Origin of the sequence: Pseudomonas serboccidentalis, assembly GCF_028830055.1 — a bacterium.
GTDB classification, from domain to species: Bacteria; Pseudomonadota; Gammaproteobacteria; order Pseudomonadales; family Pseudomonadaceae; genus Aquipseudomonas; species Aquipseudomonas serboccidentalis.
Window position 1 is genome coordinate 3,864,237 of the sequence record NZ_CP101655.1, and the last position, 19,058, is coordinate 3,883,294.

The 19,058-nt window shown below is 56.3% G+C and carries 23 protein-coding genes; 10 read left to right on the plus strand and 13 right to left on the minus strand.

From position 1 onward, the window contains the following. Nucleotides 1-283: 283 nt before the first annotated feature. Together NN484_RS17565 and NN484_RS17570 are read left to right on the plus strand one after the other, a co-directional pair. Complete coding sequence (locus NN484_RS17565) at nucleotides 284-589, plus strand: hypothetical protein (RefSeq protein WP_274657556.1); 306 nt, start codon at nucleotides 284-286, stop codon at nucleotides 587-589. A 292-nt stretch (nucleotides 590-881) separates the two neighbouring features. Further along, nucleotides 882-1,094: a cold-shock protein gene (locus tag NN484_RS17570; RefSeq protein ID WP_003179963.1), complete on the plus strand. Its 213-nt coding sequence runs from the start codon at nucleotides 882-884 to the stop codon at nucleotides 1,092-1,094. 72 nt (nucleotides 1,095-1,166) lie between these two features. Here the strand turns inward: NN484_RS17570 and NN484_RS17575 are convergent, their stop codons facing one another. Both NN484_RS17575 and NN484_RS17580 read right to left on the minus strand, forming a co-directional pair. After that, nucleotides 1,167-1,484 (minus strand): I78 family peptidase inhibitor, encoded by a 318-nt coding sequence (locus NN484_RS17575; protein WP_102356741.1) that lies wholly within the window; start codon nucleotides 1,482-1,484, stop codon nucleotides 1,167-1,169. 168 nt (nucleotides 1,485-1,652) lie between these two features. Next, nucleotides 1,653-1,958, minus strand: coding sequence for a hypothetical protein (locus NN484_RS17580; protein ID WP_127650464.1), 306 nt, complete (start codon nucleotides 1,956-1,958; stop codon nucleotides 1,653-1,655). A gap of 132 nt (nucleotides 1,959-2,090) precedes the next feature. On the opposite strand from NN484_RS17580, the gene NN484_RS17585 reads away from it, so the two are divergent. Continuing rightward, the gene (locus tag NN484_RS17585; RefSeq protein WP_274657557.1) at nucleotides 2,091-2,303 is read left to right on the plus strand and encodes a hypothetical protein; all 213 of its coding nucleotides are present in this window, start codon (nucleotides 2,091-2,093) and stop codon (nucleotides 2,301-2,303) included. Between the two features lie 32 nt (nucleotides 2,304-2,335). Here the strand turns inward: NN484_RS17585 and NN484_RS17590 are convergent, their stop codons facing one another. The 8 genes from NN484_RS17590 to NN484_RS17625 all read right to left on the minus strand — a co-directional run bounded on the left by NN484_RS17590 (nucleotide 2,336) and on the right by NN484_RS17625 (nucleotide 9,974). Further along, nucleotides 2,336-3,364 (minus strand): nucleoside hydrolase, encoded by a 1,029-nt coding sequence (locus tag NN484_RS17590; RefSeq protein WP_127650460.1) that lies wholly within the window; start codon nucleotides 3,362-3,364, stop codon nucleotides 2,336-2,338. A gap of 45 nt (nucleotides 3,365-3,409) precedes the next feature. Continuing rightward, complete coding sequence (gene rbsD, locus NN484_RS17595) at nucleotides 3,410-3,814, minus strand: D-ribose pyranase (protein WP_274657558.1); 405 nt, start codon at nucleotides 3,812-3,814, stop codon at nucleotides 3,410-3,412. Then, complete coding sequence (gene rbsK / locus NN484_RS17600; protein ID WP_274657559.1) at nucleotides 3,811-4,728, minus strand: ribokinase; 918 nt, start codon at nucleotides 4,726-4,728, stop codon at nucleotides 3,811-3,813. The genes rbsD and rbsK overlap by 4 nt, the downstream gene beginning before the upstream one ends. A gap of 24 nt (nucleotides 4,729-4,752) precedes the next feature. After that, on the minus strand, nucleotides 4,753-5,772 hold the full coding sequence (locus tag NN484_RS17605; protein WP_127650455.1) for a LacI family DNA-binding transcriptional regulator: 1,020 nt from the start codon (nucleotides 5,770-5,772) through the stop codon (nucleotides 4,753-4,755). Between the two features lie 3 nt (nucleotides 5,773-5,775). After that, entirely contained in the window at nucleotides 5,776-6,753 is a 978-nt protein-coding gene (locus NN484_RS17610; protein WP_025111208.1) for an ABC transporter permease, read from the minus strand. Further along, nucleotides 6,750-8,303, minus strand: a complete 1,554-nt coding sequence (locus tag NN484_RS17615; RefSeq protein ID WP_274657560.1) for a sugar ABC transporter ATP-binding protein — start codon at nucleotides 8,301-8,303, stop codon at nucleotides 6,750-6,752. The genes NN484_RS17610 and NN484_RS17615 overlap by 4 nt, the downstream gene beginning before the upstream one ends. A gap of 57 nt (nucleotides 8,304-8,360) precedes the next feature. Beyond that, entirely contained in the window at nucleotides 8,361-9,317 is a 957-nt protein-coding gene (locus tag NN484_RS17620) for a sugar ABC transporter substrate-binding protein (protein WP_274657561.1), read from the minus strand. A 201-nt stretch (nucleotides 9,318-9,518) separates the two neighbouring features. Then, the gene (locus NN484_RS17625) at nucleotides 9,519-9,974 is read right to left on the minus strand and encodes a hypothetical protein (protein ID WP_215502825.1); all 456 of its coding nucleotides are present in this window, start codon (nucleotides 9,972-9,974) and stop codon (nucleotides 9,519-9,521) included. A 349-nt stretch (nucleotides 9,975-10,323) separates the two neighbouring features. Here NN484_RS17625 and NN484_RS17630 point away from each other — a divergent pair, with 349 nt between their 5' ends. The 3 genes from NN484_RS17630 (at nucleotide 10,324) to NN484_RS17640 (ending at nucleotide 12,575) form a co-directional block, all read left to right on the plus strand. Then, a complete protein-coding gene (locus NN484_RS17630) occupies nucleotides 10,324-11,412 on the plus strand; it encodes an asparaginase (protein WP_127650448.1) in 1,089 nt (362 codons plus the stop codon). 199 nt (nucleotides 11,413-11,611) lie between these two features. Continuing rightward, a complete protein-coding gene (locus NN484_RS17635; RefSeq protein ID WP_371262577.1) occupies nucleotides 11,612-11,881 on the plus strand; it encodes a DUF1654 domain-containing protein in 270 nt (89 codons plus the stop codon). Between the two features lie 4 nt (nucleotides 11,882-11,885). Beyond that, nucleotides 11,886-12,575, plus strand: coding sequence for an endonuclease (locus NN484_RS17640; RefSeq protein WP_127650446.1), 690 nt, complete (start codon nucleotides 11,886-11,888; stop codon nucleotides 12,573-12,575). Between the two features lie 54 nt (nucleotides 12,576-12,629). Here the strand turns inward: NN484_RS17640 and NN484_RS17645 are convergent, their stop codons facing one another. Continuing rightward, nucleotides 12,630-13,541, minus strand: a complete 912-nt coding sequence (locus NN484_RS17645) for a siderophore-interacting protein (protein ID WP_274657562.1) — start codon at nucleotides 13,539-13,541, stop codon at nucleotides 12,630-12,632. Nucleotides 13,542-13,627: 86 nt separating this feature from the next. Further along, nucleotides 13,628-13,996: an SPOR domain-containing protein gene (locus NN484_RS17650; RefSeq protein WP_215502822.1), complete on the minus strand. Its 369-nt coding sequence runs from the start codon at nucleotides 13,994-13,996 to the stop codon at nucleotides 13,628-13,630. 250 nt (nucleotides 13,997-14,246) lie between these two features. Here NN484_RS17650 and csrA point away from each other — a divergent pair, with 250 nt between their 5' ends. Further along, complete coding sequence (csrA, locus tag NN484_RS17655) at nucleotides 14,247-14,441, plus strand: carbon storage regulator CsrA (protein ID WP_003179932.1); 195 nt, start codon at nucleotides 14,247-14,249, stop codon at nucleotides 14,439-14,441. Between the two features lie 224 nt (nucleotides 14,442-14,665). Here csrA and NN484_RS17660 read toward each other — a convergent pair whose 3' ends face one another. Further along, a complete protein-coding gene (locus NN484_RS17660; RefSeq protein WP_274657563.1) occupies nucleotides 14,666-15,121 on the minus strand; it encodes a DUF2214 family protein in 456 nt (151 codons plus the stop codon). Between the two features lie 1,193 nt (nucleotides 15,122-16,314). On the opposite strand from NN484_RS17660, the gene NN484_RS17665 reads away from it, so the two are divergent. From NN484_RS17665 to NN484_RS17675, 3 genes are all read left to right on the plus strand, one after another. Beyond that, complete coding sequence (locus tag NN484_RS17665) at nucleotides 16,315-16,938, plus strand: hypothetical protein (protein WP_274657564.1); 624 nt, start codon at nucleotides 16,315-16,317, stop codon at nucleotides 16,936-16,938. Nucleotides 16,939-17,101: 163 nt separating this feature from the next. Next, on the plus strand, nucleotides 17,102-17,653 hold the full coding sequence (locus tag NN484_RS17670) for a recombinase family protein (protein WP_274657565.1): 552 nt from the start codon (nucleotides 17,102-17,104) through the stop codon (nucleotides 17,651-17,653). Nucleotides 17,654-18,018: 365 nt separating this feature from the next. Continuing rightward, nucleotides 18,019-19,032: a RelA/SpoT domain-containing protein gene (locus NN484_RS17675; RefSeq protein ID WP_274659310.1), complete on the plus strand. Its 1,014-nt coding sequence runs from the start codon at nucleotides 18,019-18,021 to the stop codon at nucleotides 19,030-19,032. The last annotated feature ends 26 nt before the right edge of the window (nucleotides 19,033-19,058 follow it).

Sequence of the window (19,058 nt, forward strand, 5' to 3'; positions counted from 1 at the left end):
CCTTACAGCGGCAGGAGCCTTGCGGCCAACCGGAAAACCGAACCAGAGTGACTGGGATTCAAATCAGAATGTTCGCACGCTGACCGCTGCCGGGGCTGAAGGCCGTCCGGAGCCTGAGAGCGCTTGAGCCCGGCATGCTAGCACAGATGAGCGGTCATCGACTCGAACGATTTGCAGCGCTGAAGATTTGTGCATTTTTGCGGCGCGAAGTGAACTTGGGATATACGCTTTGCCTCAAATAGGCTGAGAATCGTCGCCGATATCACACCAAGGAGTTTCAGACATGCGCCTTATCCGACTTTTTGCTTTCGCGGCCCCGCTGGCCCTGCTGCTGCCGCTGAGCGCCAACGCTGCGTGGCCTGCTGGCGTCAAAGCCCAGTACATGAAGGACTGTACAGCTGCTGCAAGTCAAAATAACAAAGTCAACACGGCCGAAGCCGAAAAACACTGCGGCTGCGGCGCCGACGTTTTGGAGAAGAAATTCACCACGCAGGAAATCTCGCAACTCATGGATCCAAAAACGCCGCCAACTGCAGAACTGGGTCAGCGCGCACTGAAAGAAATCTCGGTTTGCCGAGTGCAGAAATAAGCGCTGACGATTGCTTTTTCGGGTCTGCGACAGCCTTAAAACCGCCAAAAAGACCCTGATTTCGATAATTTACGCAGGTTTTATAGCTTTTTTTACGCCCTTGAATCTCGGCTGAAAGCCTCTGAAACCGGGGCCTGCAGACATTTCAGAGACTGAAATGAATGCAATATGAAAGCAAACAGCACGTCCAGGGGGCTACCAAAGCGAACATTTCGACTATGATACCCGGGTGTGCCCAGTTGGCCTGAGCAGCACAGTACTACTGAAAATATATGTTTCTTGGAGATACACCATGTCTAATCGCCAAACCGGCACCGTTAAATGGTTCAACGATGAAAAAGGCTTCGGCTTCATCACTCCTCAAGGTGGCGGTGACGACCTGTTCGTACACTTCAAAGCTATCGAATCCGACGGTTTCAAAAGCCTGAAAGAAGGCCAGACCGTCTCCTTCGTGGCTGAGAAAGGCCAAAAGGGTATGCAAGCTGCACAAGTTCGCCCAGAGTAATTTCCCGGCGCACTAAAAAAACCCCGTCCATGTGACGGGGTTTTTTATGCCTGCAACAAAAGCTTTCTGTGATCAGCCGCAGTTGACGCGGGTGACCACCAGATTGGCGTCTGTGTTCAGGTTCAGGCGATCGGAACGATACTCCAGGGTGATCATGTCGGTCGGCTTGAGAAATCGGGCATTTTGCGCGCCAGCCTTGGCGCGAGCTTGATCCAGCAGCTCAGGCGAAGCCTTTTTACCAATGGCAAATTCCGCTGCCTTTGCTTCACAGCGGCTATGACCGGCATCGGTCGCCACAGGATCCTTTGCCGACTCGCTGGAGGTTGTGCTGCAACCGGCCAACATGGCAACGGCCATAAGTGCACCCAGAGACGCGAACTTCAAAGGCATGAAGCCTCCTTCTTTCAAATGGTTAAGCTGAGATCGTGCGACCGCCAATCCGGCGTTTGGTTTCACAGCGAGTGCCATCACCCTGCCCCACGATCCGGAAAAACGCTGAGTCTGCCTGAACAGCAGGCAATGCATCCTCAGACAATCGTCACCGAATATTAACCAAGCTCAGTAGATGTCGATGTAGTCGAGCGGTGGATTCGGCCAGTTGTCCTTGAGCGCATTGAAAATCTGCATGACCCAGACTTCATCACTGGCCGCGACGTTGCCTACATAACCCGAACCCTTGGCCCAGGTCTCCAGCCGAAACAATAGGCCGTCAATGTCCTGGCCACCCGTCACGCCCGAAGAAATATAGGCAATCCCGCCCTTGGTCACGCGCAACTGCGTGTGCACATCATCGCTGGCCGAGGCCAGCAACTGGCGCACCGCCTCGAGTGTCAGGCCGTCGGGGGCGTTCAAATCAATCTGCACAGCGCATTCCTTGGATCAGTCGGAAAAGACCAAGTGTCGCATAGCGTCGCGCTCATGCCTAAGTCGCAGTGCCAAATGCCCGCCAAAGTGGTTAACTCAACTCCAAGATCTTCCGATTTTTCGAGCGCTCTCATGACCACCATCAGCATCGACGCCGACATCAAAGCCAAATGGGCAGACGGACACAGCTCTTACAGCCCGGGAAACACCGAAGAACTGGCGCTGATTGGTATCGATCTATTGGTCAAAGAGCTGGGCACTGAAGCGGCCCAGCAATTCATAAAGCAGATTTTCGAGCGTTACCCGACCGAACAGGTCGACCATGAACACGCAAAGAAGGGATAAAACCCGCAGGCTGGCACCTGCGGGCGAATAATTTACTTCAGGCGTTTCAGACGCTCGGTCAGCAAGTCAAAGAAACCCTGCGCATCGCCATTTTCAACCCAAAAGGCGTTCTTGGGTGCCTTCAGGCCGTCGTACCAATCGACAATGGTCTGGCCGAAAGTCGGCCCTTCACGGCTATCGACAACGACATTCACCGAACGGCCGGTGAACAATTCTGGCTTGAGCAGGTAGGCGATGACGGTAGCGTCATGCACCGGGCCACCCGGAATACCGTAGTGTTCCATATCACCCTTGATGTACTCATTGAGAATGTCGCCCACAATCTTGCTCGCATTATTGTTGAGCGCAGCAATCTGCTTCAGGCGGGCGTCGCTGGTGAGGATCTTGTGGGTCACGTCCAGCGGCAAGTAGGTCAGTTTCACGCCGCTCTTGAGTACCACTTCTGCCGCTTGCGGGTCGGCAAACAGGTTGAACTCGGCCACCGGGGTGATGTTGCCGCCATTGAAGTGCGCACCGCCCATGATCACCACTTCCTTGATGCCCTGAACGATCTCCGGTTCCTGGATCAGCGCCAGCGCCAGGTTGGTCTGCGGGCCGAGCATGGCGATGGTGATGCTGTGCGGCTTGGCCTTTTTCAGGGTGTCGATCAGGTAGTTGACCGCATTGCCTTCGGCCAGGCCTTTTTTCGGCTCATGCACCGTAACACCCGACAGGCCTTCCTTGCCGTGGATGTTCTCGGCATAGATCGGCGTGCGCATCAGCGGCTTTGGCGCGCCGGCGTAGACCGGGACGTCCTCGCGCCCTGCCCACTCGCGAGCCAGGCGCGCGTTGCGCGAGGTCTTGTCGAGCCGCACGTTGCCGGCCACGGTGGTCAATGCGCGAATGTTCAGTTCCTCCGGCGATGCCAGGGCAAACAGCAAGGCGACCACGTCGTCAGCACCCGGATCGGTGTCGATGATCAGATCGATCTTTTCAGCGGCCTGAGCGCCGGTGGCGGAGATAAAAGACAAAAGCAGCAGACTCCGAAGCAATTGGTGCAGTTTTTGAGCGTAGCGGTGCATGGCGCATTCCTTGTGCTTATGAAAATTTAAGGGGCGAAACCCCGATTAGAAGATAACTCCCGCCACGAGCACGATGTTGCAGTACGGCTGACATTCGCCTGTACGAACAATCGCCCGTGCCTGTCGGCTGAGTACCTTGAATTGCTCATGAGTCAGCAGATCACGCCGACCGAGGGCGCCCTCTTCTTGCAACTCATCCAGCGTGCTCAACGCCGTCGGCTGCTTGTCGAGAATTTCGTTGGCCAGCACATGGCTTTCCACCTGCATCTCGCTGAGCACGACTTTCAGGGTGCTGATGAAATCCGGAACGCCGTGAGTCAACGCCAGATCGATCAATTCAACACCCGGCGGCACCGGCAGCCCGGCATCACCGATGACCACCATGTCGCCATGCCCCAGGGAGGCGATCAGCCGCGACAAGGCGACATTGAGTAAAGGAGTCTTTTTCATGCGGGTTTGAACGCCTGTACGTCGGACATGGTTGGAATGGAAGGCTGCGCACCAGCCCGGGTCACAGACAGCGCCGCAGCAATCTGCCCGTAACGGATGGCTTCGGCCTCGGACTTGCCACTGGCGAGCGCCGCCGCAAACCCGCCAACGAAGGTGTCCCCCGCTGCCGTGGTATCGACCGCTTTCACTTTGGGTGCCGGAAAATGCTCGAACCCCTGTCCATTGGCGAACAGCGAGCCTTGCGCACCGAGGGTGATGATGACCTTGCCTGCGCCCATGGCAATCAGGTGGCTGGCCGCGCTTTCAGCGGTTTCCAGCGAATCCACTGGCAACCCGCTCAACGCAGCGGCTTCGCTTTCGTTGGGAATCAGGTAGTCAATCGCCGCAAACCAGTCTGCCGGCAGCGGACGACTGGCCGGTGCCGGGTTGAGGATCACTGTCTTGCCCAGCTCACGCGCACGCTTGAGCGCATGGCCCACCGTTGCATCCGGAATCTCGAGCTGACAGATCACCACATCGGCGGCCTGCAGCACGGCATCAAAGCGGTCAATCACTGCGGGGGTCATCGCACCGTTGGCGCCGGCGACAATCACAATGGCGTTCTGACTGTTGTCGTCCACGATGATCAGCGCCACCCCACTGGAATCCTCCACCGTGCTCACTGCCCGGCAATCGATCTGCTCGGCCAGCAATGCGTCGCGCAATTGCACCCCGTAATCATCGTTGCCAACACAGCCGACCATCGCGACCTGCGCCCCCAGGCGCGCAGCAGCCACCGCCTGATTGGCGCCCTTGCCGCCGGACACCGTGGCAAAGGAATGACCGATCAGCGTTTCACCGCCCTTGGGCAGCCGCGGCGCCCGGGTCACCAGATCCATGTTCAGGCTGCCTATTACCACTACATTTGCTGGCATACATCGCTACTCGTCAATTCGGTTTCAGCGGTACTCGGTGAATACGCCGGACAGCGGCGCAGTCGATTCGCGCAAGACAATACTCGGGGTCACGATCCGTTGATCGGTGACCAGGCTCGGGGTGGCAATTCTTCGCAGCAACACTTCGGCAGCCATCTCGCCCAATTGCAAGATCGACTGGCCGACTGTGGTCAGCGCCGGGTACACATAACGGCTCATCTGGATATCGTCGAAGCCGATCACCGACAGCTCGCTCGGCACCCGCACATTGCGCTCGGCCGCCGCACGGAGCACGCCGATACCGATCATGTCGTTACCGGCGAAAATCGCGCTCGGTGGGCGGCTTTCGAGCAGGATCGCTGCTGCGTTGTAGCCGCCGGTGCTGGTGAAATCGCTTTCCAGCATGCGCTCCGGGCGCACCTTGATGCCAGCCTCCTTCAATGCCCGGCAAAAACCGGCCTGACGCATTTGCGCCACGCTGGTACTCGACGGACCGCCGATGGTGGCGATGTCGCGATGCCCCAACTCCAGCAGGTGCCGGGTCGCCAGATACGCGCCATATTCATGGTCGATGCGCACCAGATCCGCATCCACGCCTTCCAGCCCCCGGTCGACAATGACCATCGGCGTTTTCACGCCAGCCAACCCTTGCGCCAGGCCGATGTCGCCACCGGCGGAAGCGACGATCAGACCGTCGATGCGTTTCTCCAGCAGCACTCGTAAATAGCTGCGCTGTTTTTCCGGGTTGTCGTCAGAGTTGCAGAGGATCACGCAGTAGCCGTTACGCTCGCAGTAATCCTCGATACCCCGAGCCAACTCGGCAAAATACGGGTTTAGGCTGTTGGGCACCAATAAGCCAATGGTCGCAGTGGTCTTGGCTTTCAGCGAGCGCGCCACGGCACTGGGCACGTAGTCGAGGCTTTTGATGGCCGCCTCGACCTTCAGCCGCACTTCCTGGCTGACCGGGCGCGTCTTGTTCACCACATGCGAGACGGTCGTGTAGGAAATCCCTGCGAGCGCCGCCACATCCTTGATCGTTGCCATGACTTAGCCCCGTCGACTGGCGCGTTGACTGCGATAGGTATCAAGCACGACCGCGATGACAATCACCGCGCCGGTGATGATGCGTTTGGTGGGCTCAGTCGCACCGATTTGCGCCAGGCCGGCAGCCAGTACCGAGATGATCAACACACCAAAGAAAGTACTGATCACCGAGCCGCGCCCGCCCATCAGACTGGTCCCGCCGATGACCACGGCAGCGATCACTTGCAGCTCCAGGCCGGAGCCGGCATTCGGATCTGCCGCTTCCAGACGGGAAATCTGGAACAGTGCGGCGATGCCGGCCAGCAACCCCATCAGGCTGAACACCAGAATCTTGTACGGTTTGGGGTTGATCCCGGCCAGACGCACGGCTTCTTCGTTGGTGCCGATACCGATCAGGTAGCGCCCGAACACCGTGCGAGTCAGAACGGCCTGCGCAATGAAGATCACCAGCAAGGCAATGATGAACGACGGCGAAATACCGAAGGCGATCGGGTTCGAAAGCCAGGCAAACGAGTCACCGATGTAGGCGGTGCGCGAACCGGTCATCTGGTACGCCAGGCCCCGCGCCATTTCCAGCACACCCAGCGAAACGATGAACGACGGAATCCGCCACGCCACAGTAATCGACCCGGTGACCGTACCGGCCAGTGCCGCCACCGCCATGCCGAGCAACGCGGCCGGCAACACGCTCCAGCCCCAACCGAGAATCGCCACGCTGACCGTCGAGGCGGCAAGCGCCAGCACCGAACCCACCGACAGATCGATGCCGCCGATGATCAACACGAAGGTCATGCCCACCGCCAGCACCATCAGATCGGGGATCTGGTTGGCCAGGGTGCTGAAGGTGTTATAGGACAGAAAGTGGCTGCTCATCACCGAGAACAGCGCCACCATCGCCAACAAGGCACCGGCCAGGCCCAGATAGGTGCCCAGACCGTAGAAATTGCCACTACGTTTGCCGGCAGAAGATGCAGTTTTCATGGGAGTTCCCTAGGCGCCGCTTCATTGAGCAACGCATCACGTTTTTGGTAGCCGGCGAACGCGGCGGCAAGCAAATCATCCTGAGTCCAGCTGTCGCGCTCGAAGGTATCGATCAAACGCCCTGCCGACAGCACACCGATCCGGTCGCAGATCAGCATCAGCTCGCGCAGGTCACTGGAGACCACCACCAGCGCCTTGCCCTGACGCGTCAACTCGCCAAGCAAGGCATAGATGTCGAACTTGGCACCCACGTCGATGCCACGGGTCGGCTCGTCGAACAACAGCACCGAACAATCGCGCTCCAGCCAGCGACCGATCACCACTTTCTGCTGATTGCCGCCGGACAGTTCCGACACCAGCTGAGTGGGGCTCGAACTGCGGATGCGCATGGCATCGATCTGGCGCTGCGCCAGGGAGGTTTCGTCGCTGTTATTGACGATCCCGGCCCTGGAAATTTCCGGCATGTTGCCCAAGGCGATGTTGGCGCTGATCGACTGACTGAGCAGCAGGCCTTCGCCCTTGCGGTCTTCGGTAATCAAGGCAATGCCATGGTTCACCGCATCAACCGGGGAACGCACACTGACCACCTGCGCCGGCGAACCCAAAGCGATCGTGCCGCTGTCGGCCAGATCGGCGCCGAAAATCAGCCGCAGCAATTCCGTGCGTCCGGCCCCGATCAGCCCGGAAATCCCGAAGATCTCGCCGGCACGCACTTCGAAGGAAACATCGCGCACCTTGTCGGAGCGGGTCAGCCCCTTGACCGTCAGGGCCGGCGCACCAATCTTGCGTGGACCCATGTCGATGTGTTCGCCCAGTTCGCGACCGACCATCAAGGTGACCAGTTGCTCACTGTTGTAGTTGGCCATCGGCTCGACGCAGACCAGATTGCCGTCACGCAGTACGGCAATGCGTTGCGCGACTCGCGCCAGCTCTTCAAGACGATGGGAGATATAGATGATCGAGACACCGCGCGCCTGCAAGCGAGTGATCTGCTCGAAGAGCATTTCCACTTCACGGGCGGTGAGCATCGCCGTTGGCTCATCAAGAATCAGCACATGGCAATCGCCGATCAGGTTGCGCGCGATCTCGACCATCTGCTGATGCCCGATACCCAGCTCGCCGACCAGAGTGTCTGGATCGATGGCATCGAGGCCGACCTGAGCCATGGCTTCGATAGCAGCTTTGCGCAATTGCTTGCGGCTGATCCAGCCACCGTTGCTCGGCAGATTGTCGAGAAACAGGTTTTCCGCCACCGACAGGGTCGGCAACAGATTGAGTTCTTGCATGACCATGCGCACGCCCAGCTCTTCAGCCAGGGTACGGCTGCCCGGGCGGTAGTCCTTGCCCTGGAACTGCATCTGGCCCGTGGTTGGCGTGACCAGACCACCGATGATCTTGGACAGCGTGCTTTTACCGGCACCATTTTCGCCGGTCAGCGCCAGCACTTCACCGCGCATCAGCGTCAAGTCGATGCCTGTGAGCACCGGTTGCGCATAGGTCTTACCGATACCGCTGACCGAGAGGACAGCGTTCGGGGCGGAAACTGACATAAAAAACTCTCCATGCGCTCGCCCGGACGGACGAGCGCCGTTGTGTCGCCAGAAGACTTACTGGGTGACCAGCTCGACCGGCGTTTCGATCACGCCATTGACGCCGCTGTCGATTTTCTCGCCCTTGAGGATTTTCAGCGCGGTCTGGATACCGAACACCGCCTGCTTGGCGGCGAACTGATCGGCAGTCGCCAGTACACGGCCATCCTTGAGCATCGGTTTGATGGCGTTGATGTTGTCGTAGCCGACCACTTGCACCTGCCCCGCCTTGCCGGCAGCACGCACCGCAGAAACGGCGCCGACGGCCATGCTGTCGTTACCCGCCAGCAGTGCTTTTACATCCGGGTATTCGCTGAGAATCGACGCGGCCACCTTGTTGCCCTTGTCGATCTCCCAGTCACCGGATTGCAAAGAGACCACCTTGATCTGCGCCGCTTCCATTGCATCCTTGAAGCCTGCGGTGCGCTGCTGGGCGTTGGTGGTGGTGGACACGCCTTCGATAATGCCGACTTCGTCACCGGCCTTCAGTTTTTTGGCCAGGTACTCACCGACCAGACGCGCACCCTTGCGGTTGTCCGGGCCTACGAATGGCACGCTGATGTTCTTGCTTTTGACGATCTGCGGGTCGAGCTGGTTGTCGATGTTGATCACGGTGATACCGGCATCGACGGCTTTCTTGATCACCGGCACCATGGCCTTGGAATCGGACGGTGCGATGACCAGCGCATTGACTTTCGCCAGAATCATTTGCTCGACGATACGGGTCTGGCCAGCGGTATCGGTCTCGTCCTTGATGCCGTTGGAGATCAGGTCGAAATCGGCGGAGTGTTCTTTCTGGTAGGCCTTGGCGCCATCTTCCATGGTCAGGAAGAATTCGTTGGCCAGGGATTTCATGACCAGCGCGACTTTGGGTTTTTCCGGGGACTCGGCGAAGGCCGAAGAGACAGGTAGTGCGGCGGCTGCAGCAGCCAGCATAGCGACAGCAAGAAGACGTCCAGCAAATGGCAGCTTCATGGGTTCACTCCGATCTTATGATTATTGTGAGCAACGCTCGCGCTGGCGTAAGCTTGATCGCTTTCTTCCGGGCAATACTGCATCGGGAAAGCCGCGCAAACGTTTGCGTAGACCGAACTATGCGAATCCAGCCGACATTTGTCAACAATCAGAAATCGGTATTGATTTCGGGGCGTATCCGCCGATTCGCCCCTTCGATGCTCACGCCGTGGTGTTGACCATGCTGCCGCTGGTGGAACCCTTGGACATTTCCTTGAGCAGCGCAGCCGAGACCTCCATCAGCGCCCCGCTGGTTTGCGCGATCTGCCCCTGAATGGACATGACTGCCTGCGACTTGGCCTCCGGTGTCGGATAGCTCGCAGCCTGAGCCGCCGCCAGTTGCTGTTGTTGCTCCTGCAGTTGCTTTTGCAGCTCCTTCATCCGCTTGAGCAACATTTTGACGGTGACGTTCAGGCTATCGCCGCTGTCAGCGCTATCAGCCTTGTTGGCTTCTTGCGCAGGACCACCGGTTCTGACCTCTTTGCTCGGTTCCTTTTCGACGCCCAGCGCTTCGGCAGAAGCATCCGCTTCCGCCTGATTCATCGCCTTGATCGTCGCTGCGGTTTTACCGCCAATGGTGACTGCGCCGGGATTTGAAAGACCGATCGTCAGTGACATGTGAACTCCCTAAATTAGCGTTTCCTTGAACACCCATCGGCCTGCAGACGGGTTTCTTTAGCAGAAAAACTGAAACCGGCAAGCTGTTTCGTTCGCCAGGAGCTGTAGTCCCTTTCGGTAAGCCGAACGCGAAAGCTTCCAATGTTCGGAAACCCGGATGAGCGATGCGTTCCCTGGTTTGACCACTTATAAAAACTTGATATAAATCATGAAGTTAAACATTTCTCTGAAGCAAAGTACGGCTGGTACAGATCCTGCTCCCTAGCCTGCACCCCGAGCATTCAGATGGGCTCGGGGCGCATCTAGATGAACCTGCATCAGCACCGTCTCACTACTAGAGAGAAAAATAATGAAATCTGCTTTCAACACCTTGGTACCGGGCGCTTTGGCCCTCCTCCTGCTCCTGCCGACCGCTCTTCAGGCTAAAGAAGTCGAAACCCAGACCAAACTCGCCAACGTCGTGGTACTCGCCACGGGTGGCACCATTGCCGGCGCTGGCGCCAGCGCGGCCAACAGTGCCACTTATCAAGCAGCCAAGGTCGGCGTTGAACAACTGATCGCCGGCATCCCGGAACTGAGCAAACTGGCAAATGTGCGTGGCGAACAAGTCATGCAGATCGCCTCCGAAAGCATCACCAATGACAACCTGCTGCAACTGGGCCGTCGCGTGTCCGAACTGGCCGATAGCAAGGACGTCGATGGCATTGTCATTACCCACGGCACCGACACCCTGGAAGAAACCGCCTACTTCCTGAACCTGGTCGAGAAGACCGACAAACCGATCATCGTGGTCGGCTCGATGCGTCCGGGCACCGCCATGTCGGCGGACGGCATGCTCAACCTGTATAACGCCGTTGCCGTCGCCAGCAGCAAAGAAGCGCGCGGCAAAGGCGTGCTGGTGACCATGAACGATGAAATCCAGTCCGGTCGCGACGTCAGCAAGATGATCAATATCAAGACCGAGGCGTTCAAAAGCCCTTGGGGTCCGCTGGGCATGGTGGTTGAAGGCAAATCCTACTGGTTCCGCCTGCCAGCCAAGCGTCACACCATGGATTCGGAATTCGACATCAAAAACATCAAGAGCCTGCCTGACGTAGAAATCGCCTATTCCTACGGCAACGTCGACGACACTGCCTACAAGGCTCTGGCCCAGGCCGGCGCCAAAGCCATCATCCATGCCGGTACCGGCAATGGTTCGGTATCTTCGCGCGTAGTGCCAGCCCTGCAGGCCCTGCGTAAAGATGGCGTGCAGATCATCCGCTCGTCCCACGTCAACGCCGGGGGTTTCGTCCTGCGTAACGCCGAACAGCCTGACGACAAGTACGACTGGGTTGTCGCTCACGATCTGAACCCGCAAAAAGCCCGCATCCTGGCCATGGTCGCCCTGACCAAAACCAACGACAGCAAAGAGCTGCAACGGATGTTCTGGGAATATTGATTGACCCTCGCCTGACCCTTTCCGGGTCGGGCAGCTTGCTCACCACTCGCCCGCGCGGCGGGTGGTACTGCCACCTACGCTGAGCGCGACTTTTTCGCACAAAATAATCGACCCGACTTACACCAAAACCGGAAAAGCGCTGTCAGAGGATTTTCTTGAATTTTAAGCAGTTGCGAAAATGCTTACAGTTAAATACTGTATGCACGTACAGCTTAATAAGGATAACCTCGTGGCCACCTCTCCTGATGCTCCTGACGCTTACGAACGCATGGGCATGCGCGTTCAGAAAATCATCAATTCTCCCACCGCACAAAAAGCCAAAGCCGCACTGATCTTCCGTCTGCCGGACGAGCCGATGGATGCCTGGGAGCAACTGCTCGAGGAAATCGACGAGAACGACAACGTCACACTCGCCTATCGCGACGATGGCGGCGTGCAGATTTTTTGGGTTGTGCCGAAGGAAGATTGATTCAATGAGTGTCCGCTGTTTTGCTTTGCTGTTGCTGTTCATCGCGTGTGGTGCCCAGGCTGGCGCGCCCCGCACCTTTACCGAAGCCAAGAAGGTCGCCTGGAAACTGTATGCACCACAATCCACCGAGTTTTACTGCGGGTGCAAGTACACCGGCAACAAGGTGGACTTGAAGGCTTGCGGCTACGTGCCGCGCAAAAATGCCAAGCGCGCTTCGCGCATTGAATGGGAACACATTGTGCCGGCGTGGGAATTCGGCCATCAGCGCCAATGCTGGCAGTCGGGCGGGCGCAAGAACTGCACGCGCTATGACCCGGGCTATCAGAAAGCCGAAGCCGACCTGCACAACCTGGTGCCGAGCATCGGCGAGGTCAACGGTGACCGCAGCAACTTCAGCTATGGTTGGCTACCGGTGCAATCCGGCCAATACGGTTCCTGCCTGACCCAGGTCGACTTCAAGGCCAAGAAGGTCATGCCCCGCCCGTCGATTCGCGGCATGATCGCTCGCACCTACTTCTACATGAGCAAGCAGTACGGTTTGCGCCTGTCGAAACAGGATCGACAGCTATATGAGGCATGGGACAAGACTTACCCGGTGCAAGACTGGGAACGCCAGCGCAACCAGAGCGTGGCGTGCGTGATGGGACGCGGCAATGAGTTTGTCGGCCCCGTGAATCTGAAAGCCTGCGGTTGATTGTCCCACTAAAAGAAAAGGCCTCGAACGTGGTGTTCGAGGCCTTTTTTGTGCCTAGCTGCCTGGCTTGTTGTGGCGCCAATACCCCATCAGGTTGAGCGAGTCGCGCGGGATCCCGCACACCTTGATCAGGTACTTGCGCAGTTGCATGACCGCCGCGCTTTCTCCGGCAATCCAGCCATAGAATCCTTCAGGGGCGGTATTGGCGATCTCCCAGAGAATGTCTTTGTCGATATCGACCTCAGCCAGTTCGGCAGCCTGACCGACTGATGGATCATCGGCCGGCAGGAAGGCTTGCTGCACCGCCTGCACCATCAGCGCTCCAGCGACGGTTGCCGGCGCCTGATCACGAACCAGCCACTGCACCGACAGCCCAGGCCAGTCTGGCACCGGGAGCATGTCTGGCACGCTGTCCACTTCAAAGTACGCCTGAGTCCGGGGCGGTTCGGCCATGGCGGCCAACTCTTCGAGAATGCCCATGGCTGCCGGCAATGCCGTGGCATCGGCCACCAGCAACACCTGCCTGAGCACCTGCGGTGGCTTCCATTCGAACCCGCCAGCGTCCTGTGCCGAGAAACCGCTGTCGGGAGCGAGAATCTGCATCGACGCGCCCGGCTGCGCATGCAGCGCCCAGCGCGAAGCGGGACCGGTCTCGCCATGCAGGACAAAATCGATGTCGACTTCGCCTTGTTCGGCGCGCAAATGACGGAGGGTGTAAGTGCGCATTGCCGGTCGACGGCTCGCGAGCATCGAACGAAAACGCGCGTACCAACCCTCCTCCTGCGCGAGCCTTGCAGGCGATCCGTCTTCGGCAGGGAAGAACAATTTGACACGCTGGTCCGGCGCCCAGGTGGCCATGCCACTGATCGAAGGGTCGGCGAGCGTGATCCGCATCATGTGCGGACTTACCAGCGTCTTGCGGTGCAGAACCGCATTGAAGAGCTTGTAGGGAGCGATGGAAGCCATGCGGAGCTCCTGCAAAAAATCGTGATTGACTCGTATAAGACGAGTCGCCTGCGATCTCCTTTAGGCCGCTCCGCCGAATGTGCTGCTTACGGTGCGAGCGGATGCTCCACGATCACCGACTCGACGTTCTGTTTCTTGGCCTTCACCAACGCTGCATCCACTTGCACCTTGCGCGCTTCAGCCTCGGCCTGGGAGCTGAACGGGCCAATCAGGATCCGCGTCTTGCCGCTGCTGTCCTTGATCACGGTCGGCACGAAAGCGTGCTCGATCAACCAGCCACTCAGGTCGCTGACAGCCTGAGGCGTTTCGCCGCGTACTTCGAGATCCCACTGCGGAGCGGACGCAGCCGCAGGCGCGGCCGCAACGGCCGTTTTCGGCTTCTGCACGTCTACACTCTTGCCTTCACCACATCCTGCCAATGCCAGTGCCGCGACCATCCAGACCAATTTGCGCACAACGCTTTCCTCGAAAATCTCAAAGCGGCGATCTTAACATTCATAAATACTTCGCGAGGCCCGCAAAATGGGCACAAAACAACGAGATTGATGATTGCAGCCTCTGTATAGTTACGCCCTGGGAATTAATGCCGCATCTGCACGTCAGAAAGAGGCACCCAAACCGTGAGACTTCGCACTAATCTATACGTACCACCGACCTCTGCACTGTCTGAATCAGGTGCCCTACAAAGCAATCAAGGAGAAGACCATGCTGATACTCACCCGCAAAGTCGGTGAAAGCATAAACATTGGTGATGACATTACGATCACCATCCTCGGCGTAAGCGGTCAGCAAGTCCGCATCGGCATCAACGCCCCGAAAAACGTTGCCGTACACCGTGAAGAGATTTATCAGCGCATTCAGGCTGGCCTGACCGCCCCGGACAAGCCACAAACTCCCTGAGCCGCATCGCAGTCAGTAGCCAGTTCGTTTGCTCTGCGTAATGACTGGCTAAAGATTCACGCGCCGTACTTGCCATCCGCGCCCCAGTCCACTGGGCACGGCGCCTGATATACCCTCGCCTGCGCTTCATTTGCTTCCTTTCCCCTCTTGCAGCGCGATACTACCTGCGGCTGCCCAGCCTGGCTGTCAGACATTTCCGAGAGAACACAGGGAATTGCTCCCTGTTAGCTGAACGTCACGCCTCGCGCCATGCCGGTGGCTGCAATCACCATCAGCACCAACAGCAGCGCCTCGACGTGACTGATCCGCGCATACAGCTTTGCACGTCCGGTATCGAGCGCCTTGCCTCGCGATAATGCGATCCGCCATTTGACCAGCGTGATCATCGGCGCCAGCTCTATCAGCAGAATCAACACGAACAGCGTCATCTTCAAATGAAACAGCGGTTGATGCAGATAGTAGTCAGTACCTTTTTCAAAGCCGCCGAAGGCGCGCATGCCACCGGTTACCAGCAACACCAGCGCGGCAATCCCCCATAGATTATCGGCAAGCAAAACCTGCCTCGCTTCGCCGACGCCAGCAGCCAGACGACTGAACGCCGTGCCACGGGCCAACACAGCCCAGAAGCCCAAGGCAAAAGCCAGTAGATGGACAGCAGCAAGAAACCAGTGAACCAGCATCGACGAACTCCTTTGAGAAAGCCCTGGAAAACGCCAGTCAGTAGTAGTCGAAAAAACTCGATTACGCCTGCACACAATGATGGGGCTGGAAGGCCTCGCGCAGGAAGCAGGGAAACAGAAAGCGCGATTCGCCAAATCGCAGGCAAAAAAAATCCCAAGCAGCTGATGGAAGCTTGGGATTTAAAAATGCATAAACCGTGGTGGTGAACGCGGGGCGAATGTTACTGAAGTTCACGATAAGCAACAACATTTTTTTGATAACCGACCGGTTAAAAATACCGGTAACCCCTTAAATATCCACACTTTTTTAACGGATCAAAAAAAGGAAAGAAAATTATATGAGCAGGCCGTGTTATTTCGAAACACGCTAAGCGCTCAGGGTAACGACAGATGCGAAGGCGTCGATGAAAGCGACTGGAGCAAGGCCTTGGGTAAATCGCAGACAACAAAAAAGGGCCCACCTTTCGGTGAGCCCTTCTAGACCGCCCAGCAGAGCGGATTTTGTTTGGTAGGCGCGATTGGACTCGAACCAACGACCCCCACCATGTCAATGTCTGCTTGAGCAAGCTGCAAGCTATGGTGTTCAAGGGCTTCACAGAACGCCCATTCACATTATGAGGCGTCAAAAATGGCCACTTTCCGCCCACTCCCCTCCGGCAACTGGAACGCCCAGGTACGGATAAAGGGTAAATCTCCCCAGTCGAAAACCTTCAGCACTAAGTCAGAAGCAGAGTCATGGGCGAAACAGATCGAAGCCGTAACGATGGATCACAAGCATCACACTATATATACGCTGGGCGATTCAACCAGTGACGCCACAATCCACAACCGTTGCCATCCATTCATGTTGGTCTCCGTTGGAATGTCTTCATTATCTACCTGGTGGCCGTGCTGTAGGCGGCTTTGAGTAATCCAGCTACAGCAGGTAAGAACATGATCGCCATCCCCGCTGGGATTCTCAAGCTCCGTCATTCGCCGCTATCAACGCAGTAGAAGCGCCACGACTTATGCAGGCTGTTCGGCGACGCGGGAATCAATTGGTGAGGGGCATGAATAAGGTCAAAATGCGTTTAACCGCGAATGGTAGACCTCATAAAACCCTTATAGAATCTATTGTGATTCTATAAAGACTCTGCGTAGAATGCGATACGGACCTGTGTTGGGTCTTTGGATAATCTATGTGGAGTATTTTTATGAGCGATTTTTTCTCGAAGTTGGAAGCCAAGCGGAAAAGGGCTGCTTTGACTGAGTCGATGACCATACGAGTCACTGTGGAAGAGGATGCCGCAATCAAGGAGCTGGCGAATGTCTACGACCTTACACGGCAAGATTTAATACACGACTTGATCGTCGAGTACGTACTTCCAGCGTGGAAGAAGGTTGAGTCAGATGCTGCTAGTCAGATGGCTCCGCCGCCCAGGGATGATGGAAGACTGTTCCATTACGTATTGAATACGAACAAAGCAAACAGCTCTGAAGACCATGAATGGATGATCGCAGACGGCATCGCGGCGGCGTTCGAGGATGGGTACAAGGAAAAGATTGACCGTATTAAGAAAGATGACGTCGTGTTTCTTTATGAGTCCGGCAAGGGCATCGTGGGCTACGGTAAGGCCAATGGCGAGACCGAGGAGCGTGATCATTTTGGTGTCCCTGGCAAAACTAGATTCCAGCGACTTGATGGCTTTGTTCGGCTCGAAAAGCCGGTGTCTGCAAAAGATATCTGTGTTCGCTTGGGTCGCACTATCAAGTTTGCTCAGACACTGACCTATATATTCGATGGGAAGAAGCTGCTCGAATCCCTCGACGGCAAGTGAATTCGATAAAGGGACGTCTCCGGACGTCCATCGCATTCATTTGGGTACACCCTAGTGACCGTGCGCCGGAAAATACAAAATATGTATTCAATAGGGTTTGATTGAGATTATGAATACGTTCATATTTCAAGCCTCTGGAGGCAAATGAATACAGAGGGCGGGTATGTCGAGCATTGGCTATGTACGGGTTTCATCCAACGATCAAAACACGGATCGTCAATTGGATGGTGCTGCACTGGATGAGGTGTTCACTGACAAGGTGTCAGGCGCTACAACAGAACGTCCAGAGTTGCAGGCGATGCTTCGTCACATTCGCAAAGGTGATGTTCTCCACGTCCACAGCATCGACCGTCTGGCTCGTTCATTGGAAGACTTGCTGTCTTTGGTGAAAGGAATGATTGCAAAGGGTGTCGAGGTGCAGTTCCACAAGGAGGGGCTCCACTTCACTGGTGAAGCCAGTCCTATGCAGGAACTCATGCTCGGCCTGCTGGGAAGCGTTGCTCAGTTCGAGCGTGCATTGATCCGAGAGCGTCAGGCGGAAGGTATCCAGAAGGCCAAGGCAGCGGGCGTTTACAAAGGACGTGTAAAGACGGTGAATGATGAAGCCATTCGCAAGGCTATGGCAGAAGACGGGGCTTCATTTCGCAAAGTAGCAAAAGCTCTTGGCGTGAGTCTGAGCAGTGTACAACGGGCTATGAAAAACCAGCCTCTCTGAAGACCCCACAAGTTCGCTCAAGGTGAGCTTTGTTGGCCTAGCCCGTTGACTGGGCCTGAAGAGGCGGTCTCTGAGGGGGCTTGAGAGGCCTCTGGTGACAGAGGGTTATTTCTATATTACTTAGCTTTCTATTTACTTCCGTTGCGCTGTGTTAAGCACCCCAGATAGGTCGCAAGATTATTTTCTGGCTGGAAAACCCAGACGAGTCTCGAATTGCATCGAAAAAAATCGGCGGGTATGGGGTAGTTTGGCAGGAGGGGCACGCTGGGGGGGGCAAGCTGTAGCTTTTTCTATTCGCTTCTCATACTCTCCGACAAGAATCTATCACACAGTGCTGGCAGCAGGGACGAAATCAATTGAATGACATGGTTGTAGGTTTCCCAGGTGGTTCAAAGTCACGCGTTAATGCTGCTGGCTATAGCATCCGTGACCAGCGTGCGAGCATTGAAGATATGCACGTAATTGACGAGTGGCGAGCCGCCCACCGTATCGTTTTGAACACCTTTCAAGCGAGCCTACGAAGTCGCACTCGAGGCAAGCAAATCGTTGTCGCTCAAAGGCATAAACGTAAGAACACGATTTTCCATAAATTGATGCGACTTCCAAAGATGGAATTGTCCCGCATGGATGATGTAGCGGGGTGTCGCCTTATATTTCGCTCGATTGAAGAGCTATATGAGTTTCGAGAGAGTTTTCATAAAGCACGATTCAACCATAAACGGAAAAATGAAGTAGATAAGTATGACTACATCAAGCGCCCAAAACAAACGGGCTACAGGGGTATTCATGATGTCTACTCATATGACGTGCGGTCAAAAAACGGTGATCAGTACCGCGGGCTTTTGCTCGAAATCCAGTATCGAACGTTAGTTCAGCATGCTTGGGCAACGGCAGTTGAAGTGATTGGATTTATCACTGAAAGTCAGCCTAAGTTCCAGCAGGGCGATAAACGATATGAAAATTGCATGGCTCTCGCTAGCGAGATTCTCAGTAGAGCTCACGAAGGAAAGACTGGCCCATTTCCTGACTATAGCAATGGGGAGCTGCTTCAGCGATTTGAAGATGTCGATAAAGAGATTCATATTATCAGAACCCTCACAGGGCTGAATTCTTCGGAAACTGTGTACACAGATAGTCGTAACTCCATTCTTATATTCAAGGATGATGGTAGTCTCGAAGTGAAGAGCTTTAAAGAAGCGCCAGACGCATTAAGGGAGCTATTTCGATTGGAGAGAGACTTTCCCACACTTGATGTAGTTCTGGTTAAGGCGGACACGAACGAAGAAATTCGAATGGCATTTAAGAACTACTTCTCTGACGCAAAGGATTTCATCAAGCTGCTGACGGACGGACAGCGAATCCTTGAGTTGATTGCCTGAGCCTGCAAGAGCCCAGAGCCCGCCGT